7 protein-coding genes and 1 pseudogene are annotated in these 7,365 nt (G+C 57.0%); 7 read left to right on the plus strand and 1 reads right to left on the minus strand.

From position 1 onward, the window contains the following. Nucleotides 1-9: 9 nt before the first annotated feature. The 5 genes and pseudogenes from cysC to sciP form a co-directional block, all read left to right on the plus strand. A pseudogene (gene cysC / locus T424_RS0116200) lies at nucleotides 10-648 on the plus strand (adenylyl-sulfate kinase); the annotation flags it as partial. Between the two features lie 161 nt (nucleotides 649-809). Continuing rightward, nucleotides 810-1,607 (plus strand): 3'(2'),5'-bisphosphate nucleotidase CysQ, encoded by a 798-nt coding sequence (cysQ, locus tag T424_RS0116205; protein ID WP_027488651.1) that lies wholly within the window; start codon nucleotides 810-812, stop codon nucleotides 1,605-1,607. A 101-nt stretch (nucleotides 1,608-1,708) separates the two neighbouring features. Continuing rightward, nucleotides 1,709-2,740, plus strand: a complete 1,032-nt coding sequence (locus T424_RS0116210) for a DUF2793 domain-containing protein (protein ID WP_027488652.1) — start codon at nucleotides 1,709-1,711, stop codon at nucleotides 2,738-2,740. A 340-nt stretch (nucleotides 2,741-3,080) separates the two neighbouring features. Further along, entirely contained in the window at nucleotides 3,081-3,800 is a 720-nt protein-coding gene (locus tag T424_RS0116215) for a sugar transferase (RefSeq protein ID WP_084268558.1), read from the plus strand. A gap of 488 nt (nucleotides 3,801-4,288) precedes the next feature. Beyond that, nucleotides 4,289-4,564, plus strand: a complete 276-nt coding sequence (sciP, locus tag T424_RS0116230; RefSeq protein WP_027488655.1) for a CtrA inhibitor SciP — start codon at nucleotides 4,289-4,291, stop codon at nucleotides 4,562-4,564. 715 nt (nucleotides 4,565-5,279) lie between these two features. On the opposite strand, the gene T424_RS0116240 is transcribed toward sciP, so the two are convergent. Further along, the gene (locus T424_RS0116240; protein WP_027488657.1) at nucleotides 5,280-5,630 is read right to left on the minus strand and encodes a hypothetical protein; all 351 of its coding nucleotides are present in this window, start codon (nucleotides 5,628-5,630) and stop codon (nucleotides 5,280-5,282) included. A gap of 446 nt (nucleotides 5,631-6,076) precedes the next feature. Between T424_RS0116240 and ctrA the strand changes: the two genes are divergently transcribed. Further along, nucleotides 6,077-6,778: a response regulator transcription factor CtrA gene (ctrA, locus tag T424_RS0116245; protein ID WP_027488658.1), complete on the plus strand. Its 702-nt coding sequence runs from the start codon at nucleotides 6,077-6,079 to the stop codon at nucleotides 6,776-6,778. A gap of 357 nt (nucleotides 6,779-7,135) precedes the next feature. Beyond that, nucleotides 7,136-7,365, plus strand: a 230-nt coding sequence (locus tag T424_RS22250; protein WP_027487634.1) for a transposase family protein, incomplete at its 3' end; no start/stop codon positions are given.

A 7,365-nucleotide genomic window follows, 5' to 3' on the forward strand; every position in this document is an offset into this window, starting at 1 on the left:
AAAGGGAAAATCGTGGACAGGGAAACCTTGAAAGAAGGACAGGACCAGTCTTTCGCTCATCCGGACAGCAATGTGATTGCCCAGCCTCTGCTCGTCAGCCGGGAGGCGCGCATTCGGCTGAAGGGCCATGATCCGAAGGTTTTGTGGTTTACCGGGCTTTCCGGTGCTGGCAAATCCACCATCGCCAATGCGGTGGAAACCAGCTTGAACGATTGCGGGGTCCATACCTACATGCTCGACGGCGACAATGTGCGCCATGGGTTGAACAAGGATCTCGGCTTTTCCGACGCCGACCGCGTCGAAAACATTCGCCGGGTGGCGGAAGTGGCCAAATTGATGGCCGATGCGGGACTGGTGGTGATCGTTTCCTTCATCTCGCCGTTCAAGGCCGATCGCGATCTGGCGCGGAGCATGATGCGGGAGGGCGAATTCGTCGAGGTCTTCATCGATACACCGCTGAAGGAATGCATCCGCCGCGACCCGAAGGGCCTGTACCGCAAGGCAATTTCAGGAGAAATCAAACATTTTACCGGCATCAGCTCGACCTATGAGGCGCCGGAAAACCCTGAACTGCGCCTTGTCACCGCCAACGCTTCGCCACGCGAACTCGCCCGCAAGGTGGTGGACCTGATCTGCCCGCAAAACTGAGCGGATGGCCGGTTTCCACTTTTCTAACGACAATGCATTATCAGCCGTGCGGGCGCTCACGGTTTTTTCCTGGAAATGCTCTAGGTTTCGAAACAGAATTGAACAGGACCGTAGGCACAAGCGCCGTCCTGTTGCCGCATGGCGGTGGAAAGGCATTGTAGATGTTGGAGATTTTTGAGCAGGCCGCGCTTCTTGCCGGGCGGGAGATCATGGAGGTTTTTCATCGCGGCGCCACCATCCGCAACAAGGAAGACGCCTCCCCCGTAACCGAAGCCGATGAGCGCGCCGAAGCCATCATCATCGCCGCCTTGGCCGAAGCCTTTCCAGATCTTCCCGTCGTGGCCGAAGAGGAAGTGGCGGCAGGCCGCATTCCGCAAACCGAAAGCGGACGCTTCATTCTTGTCGATCCGCTTGACGGAACCAAGGAATTCATTCGCAAAAGCAACGATTTCACGGTCAATATAGCGCTGGTGGAAAATGGTGTTCCAATGTGTGGCGTGGTTTACGCTCCCGCCAGCGGCACGCTTTACAGCGGCATGGGCGAAGCCGCCAGCCGCCTTGCCGTCAGCGCCGATTTCAAGCCGCTCGACCGACAGCCCATCCGTGCCCGCTCGCCCCAGACCGGGCTGGTGGCCGTCGCCAGCCGCGCCCATAGCGGCGCAGAAACCGAGGCTTTCCTGCAAAGCCGCGCCATTGGCGACACGCGCTCGGTGGGCTCATCGCTGAAATTCTGCCTTGTGGCCGAGGGCGAGGCCGATGTTTATCCCCGTTATGGCCGCACGATGGAATGGGATACCGCCGCCGGAGATGCCGTTTTGCGCGCCGCAGGCGGCATGACGCTGACCCTGGATGGCAAGCCCCTGCTTTATGGCAAGCGCAATCAGGCTGATGACAGCGACTTTGCCAATCCCTTCTTCATCGCCTGGGGCGCCAACTGGCGCGCGGAAGTCTGCGGGTGATTTTCATTTAAAATCAGCAGGGGTGCAGCCAATTGCTTCACCCCTGCCCGCCATGACCGATAATTCAACCTCGACGCAGCATCCATTCGAGGTTGAAACCCATGAGCGATACCAGCGCCCGCCTGAGCCTTCCCTTCATTCTGCCCTCGCAGTCGCAGAAGCATGTGACCCATAACGAAGCTCTGCAAATTCTCGATGCCGTCACGCAGCTTGTGCTGGAAAGCAGCCTTGCCGATCCGCCCGCAAGCCCCGCAGAGGGCGCCGCCTATGCCATTGCTACTGGCGCCACCGGCGCCTGGGCCGGGCAGGATGGCAAGATCGCCGCCTGGCAGGATAGCGCCTGGACCTTCCTTGCCCCGCAAGCAGGCTGGCTTGCCTGCCTGCGCTCCACCGGCAAGGTCATGCTTTATGGCACGAACGGATGGCAGGATCTGCCGCTGCCGTCGATTGTCTCGGTATCACAGCTCGGCGTCGGCGCCACACCGGACAGCACCAACCGTTTCAGCATTTCGTCTCCGGCAAGCCTGTTCAACAATGCCGGCGGCGATCACCAGCTCAAGATCAACAAGGCCGCTGCCGGAAACACCGCCTCGCTGCTCTTCCAGTCCGGCTGGTCCGGGCGCGCCGAAATGGGCCTTGCCGGTTCCGACAGTTTCGCAATCAAGGTCAGCCCGGATGGCGGCACCTGGCTCACCGCCCTCTCCGTCACAGGGGCAGGCCAGATCACCCAGCCCAACAAGCCCGCCGCCCGCGCGCAACTCAGCGCATCGACCCTTGCCATCACCAATGGGCTGGCCACCGGCTTCGACAACCTCGCCCTCACCCAGGGCGGCGTAGCACTCAGCGGCAGCATTGCCGGTGGCGGGCAGGCGCTGGCGGCGCCGGTGGAAGGCCTCTACGCCGTCAGCCTCTCCATCGCAGGCACCAGCGCCAGCAGCTATGCCGCCTCGCTGGTGAGCGATGCAGGCACGGAATTGCTCAAGCTTTCCCCCGGCACGGCATCGGCTTTCGACAGCAACCGCATGGTGCTGGCCAAATTGTCGGCCGGAACACTTCTCAGTGTCAAACATTCCGGAACGGCCACTCTCGGCGCCTCTGGACGCACGGTGGCACTGGATATGTTTCTGCTTTAACCCCCGCAACCGGCTGCACCAAAAGCAGAAACAGTATCGTTTTCGTACAAATAGTCCCAAGAATGGCGTTTCATTCAGAGAGGTTAACCATTGGTTAAGATTAAGAATGACGATAAGACACTTCCGTAATACATCACTGGGTGAGGAGTTACGGTGAGGGAGGATTTTTATCCCTTCGCGCCGTCAATGCGTGAATTTCCGCGTCGGGGGCCGGCGGGGGCGCTTGCGCATCCTGGAACATGGCGGGGAAACGGCGGAAAGGCGTCAGCATTTTCGGCCGGGCATCAAAGGTCACATTCCCGCACAGGCTTTCGCGTTGTTCTTGTTTCTGGAGGCTTGGATGGTTGTCCCGCATGTGCAGCAAGGCTTTCGCCCGGAGCGGGGCGTCCGGCGCAAGGCCCGGCAGCATATTTCCAACCGTCAGAACGGCGCCACCGGCCATCCGCGCCACAGCGCCCTGCATCTGATTGCCAAACGCAGCCTCGATATTGGTGTGTCTGCAATGGCGCTCGTCATTCTGCTGCCCTTGATGCTGATGATCGCCCTTCTGATCCGCCTGGACAGCCCCGGCAACGCGCTTTTTACCCAGGCACGCTGGGGCAAGGGCATGAAGACCATCCGCATCTTCAAATTCCGCACCATGTATATCGAATGTTGCGACGCCAGCGGTATACGCCAGACCGTGGCCAACGATCCCCGCGTGACCCGCGTGGGCGCTGTCCTGCGCCGCACCAATCTCGATGAACTGCCGCAATTGCTGAATGTGCTGCTGGGCGACATGTCGCTTGTCGGCCCGCGCTGCCATGCAATCGGCATGTTGGCGGCGGGGGTGCCCTACGAGCACCTCGTGCCCGATTATCACCATCGCCACCAGATGCGCCCTGGCATAACCGGCCTTGCGCAAATGCGCGGCCTGCGCGGCCCAACGGATCGCCCCGCCCGCGCCCGTGCCAGAATTGTATCCGATCTTTATTATGTGGAAAACTTTTCCTTCTGGCTCGACCTGAAAATCATTGCCGGAACGCTGAAAGCCGAATGTCTCAACAGCTCCGGTTTTTGAGCAAGCTGTCGGCGGGCCGGAGAAAGAATCCAAACCTGATGCATCGAAATGGAACATCGACCCTCGCCAACCGCGAGGCATGGCGGCACATTGCGTCAGGAATGTTTTCCACACAGCAGGCCTTCGAAATCGCTTTAACAGAATATTGCCAGTTAAACGGGAAAATCGCAGGCATATCTCAGGTCTTCTGCCAGCGTAACGGTATCTATCTCTTGGAAAATCTTTAAAAATTTGCGCCAGTAGAATGAGATGATGTTGGGCTGTTTCGGTAAAATTAAAGATATAATCTTTAAAGTCCATTCACCCATCCCCCTGCTTTACATGCGGGTGCGGTTGGCAGGGGGCGAGCCAAGGCTAGAGCAGCACTTCAGCGACACGCGCCAAATCCCTCAAATTCTTATTAAATTGTTACCGACAGCTTAGGTAATTTTTAAAGGTGCGGCGCTAAAGTCGCGCTCTGTGGTCTTGAGTTTGTATTAGAGAGTCCAATGACCGAAGCGATACGCCCGCGAGTTAAATACGTTATCGGCCCGGATGGCAGCCCGTTGACGATTGCCGATCTGCCGCCCGCAAACACCCGCAGGTGGGTTATCCGCCGCAAGGCGGAAGTTGTTGCTGCCGTGCGCGGCGGCCTTCTGAGCCTCGAAGAAGCCTGCGAACGCTACACGCTGACCGTGGAAGAGTTCCTGTCCTGGCAGTCCTCCATCAACGATCACGGCCTGCCGGGCCTGCGCACAACGCGCATTCAGCAATATCGCCACTAAGGCATTTGACCCCGGAAGGCGGAAGCCTTGGCAAATGTCACACCAACACGCCGGGCTTGATGTGCCGGGCGTTGCTGCGCGTGAAAGCCATGATCGGTTATGAAAGCGGAAACGTCACAGGGTTTCCGCTTTTCTTGTGTCTGAAGCATGGTTCTGCCTCCCGACACGGATAGGCGCGAGAACCATCGTGGTCGTCCAGCCCCTCCCCTGCAAGGCGATACGCCCGGCGCTCAACTCCTCAACAGCCTGCCCGCACCGCACTTTGGCAAGGATCAAAATCAATTCCGGTTTGTGGAATTACAGCGCCGTGCGTTTTATCAAACGCACGAAGGACGCTGTAACACTTTAAATCTGCTGCATAATTTTCACCTTAAATCGATTCCGATTTAAGGAATTATGCAGTAGAGCCTTCCCAGGAAAAGTGTCGTCACGGTTTTCCGTCCGGAAATGCGGGAAAAAAGCCTGGAAACGCCGTTCGAGCGGGATCGCTCGTTCAAAACCCGCATTCAACCTTTGAGCCAGGGCCGCAGGTCACCAAGGCTCGAAGATGCTCTCGCATCCTCGCCCTGGAAACATATCGATAATCCTGATTGGAACGACGCCGTGAAATTTCCACGAAAGACATCCAAAGCGCATCTGCGATGATCTTTGGTTCGGGGTGTCGGCGTCGATAAACCTGCCGGCGAAGTCGTGCCGACAAGACGAAATCCTGCCATCAGGCGCGAGCCCTCTGGCCTCCATCCCGTTCCTCGAGAGCCGCAGCTTTCGAGTATTCGGCTTCCGCCTCCTCAAGCGCGAGTTCGGCAGCATCCTGCTGAACCTTCAATTCCCGAATGGAAATCTGCAAATTATCGGCCCGCTGACGCGCCGCCTTTGCAAAGGTCGGATAGGCAAAATGAGAGGGGTCCGTAATACCCGATTTCTTTTCCTCAACGGAGATCTGCGTCTCCAGCTCCTTCGCCATTCGTTCGAATTCACTCATCATCAGCTGCAACTGCTGCAACTGCCGACGCTTCTCCGTGACCTGAAATGCCTTCAGGCGAACTAGGCTCTCACGCGACTTCATACGCAATACTCCCGAGATGCGAGCAGCCCCGCTTTTACTCAGATTTCAACATCGCCCGTGCGCATACAAACGAATCAGCCCCGAAAAATCTCGCGGCGTTAACAAAAAACTACCTTTAGTAACCTTTCGTTTACGGGCATCGTTAATGATAAGGACGATCCTTTAAGGGTCGGTAAATGCCAAGGTCCAAAATTCAGGACACTGACAATGATGAGTCAATTGAATCGCTTGGGCGGGTTTCCTCCCAGATCGATTCATCTGTGGCGATGGGAATTAACAGAGGAATCAGGAGGCTAGCCTTTTTGCTTAATAAATTCGATACGCCTTGCCAGAGTGAATCAGAATTTGTTAACCATTTGGTGGCAGCCTTCAAATCAGGCAACGACTGGATCCGTATCGCGTAGGGGGCCATTCTTGACCTTTCGGCGGCGGTAAAGGGGATAATTATGCGGGTTCTACTCATCGAAGACGACAGCGCCACAGCGCAGAGCATCGAACTGATGCTCAAGTCCGAAAGCTTCAACGTCTACACCACCGATCTTGGTGAGGAAGGCGTCGATCTCGGCAAACTTTACGACTACGACATCATTCTTCTCGACCTGAACCTGCCCGACATGTCGGGCTATGAAGTGCTGCGGACGCTGCGCCTCTCCAAGGTCAAGACGCCCATCCTCATCCTGTCTGGCATGGCGGGCATCGAGGACAAGGTGCGGGGCCTGGGCTTCGGCGCGGACGACTACATGACGAAGCCTTTCCACAAGGACGAGCTTGTTGCCCGTATTCACGCCATTGTCCGCCGCTCTAAGGGCCACGCCCAGTCGATCATCGTCACCGGCGAACTGATCGTCAATCTCGACGCCAAGACGGTTGAAGTCGGTGGCCAGCGTGTTCATCTGACCGGCAAGGAATATCAGATGCTGGAGCTGCTGTCCCTGCGCAAGGGCACGACGCTCACCAAGGAAATGTTCCTGAACCACCTCTATGGCGGCATGGACGAACCGGAACTGAAGATCATCGACGTCTTCATCTGCAAACTCCGCAAGAAGCTTGCCAATGCTGCCGGTGGCGCCAATTATATCGAAACCGTCTGGGGCCGCGGCTATGTGCTGCGCGAGCCGGATGGCAGCGAATATATGGAAACCGCCTGAGCCTGAGCCTGAGCCGCCCCGACCGCCCGTTTGAAAAGCCCCGCAAGGGGCTTTTTGATTGCCATGCGCCCAAACCGGCAAACGCCGCCCGTCATGGTCACAGGACAGAACGCTACTGCATAATTCCTTAAATCAGAACCGATTTAAGGTGAAAATTATGCAGCAGATTTAAACTGTTACAGCGTCCGTTGTGCGTTTGATCACAGTACACGACGCTTAGTCATGTGGCGTGGCCTACCCCCCTCTGTCCTGCCGGACATCTCCCCCTTGAGGGCAGGGGAATCGCATATGGGTTTCAAGCTATTGAATGATTGAGGCAAATCGCTTCATCTTCCTCCGACTGATTCGGAGGGTTTGATGAAAGGATTTGCCTCTTTGTTTGGATCTGTTCCTGATCCTCGTGCTGCCAATGTGCGCCATCCGTTGAACAGTATTTTGTTCATTGCGCTTGCGGCGGTGCTGTGTGGTGCAGAGACGTGTCAGGACATGGCTGATTTCGGCGTTTCCAAGCGCAAGCTCTTAAAAGAGATCATACCCCTGCCTTATGGCGTCCCAAGCCATGATGTGTTTTCCAATGTGTTCAGGCA

Origin of the sequence: Allorhizobium undicola ORS 992 = ATCC 700741 (assembly GCF_000621665.1) — a bacterium.
Classification (GTDB): Bacteria; Pseudomonadota; Alphaproteobacteria; order Rhizobiales; family Rhizobiaceae; genus Allorhizobium; species Allorhizobium undicola.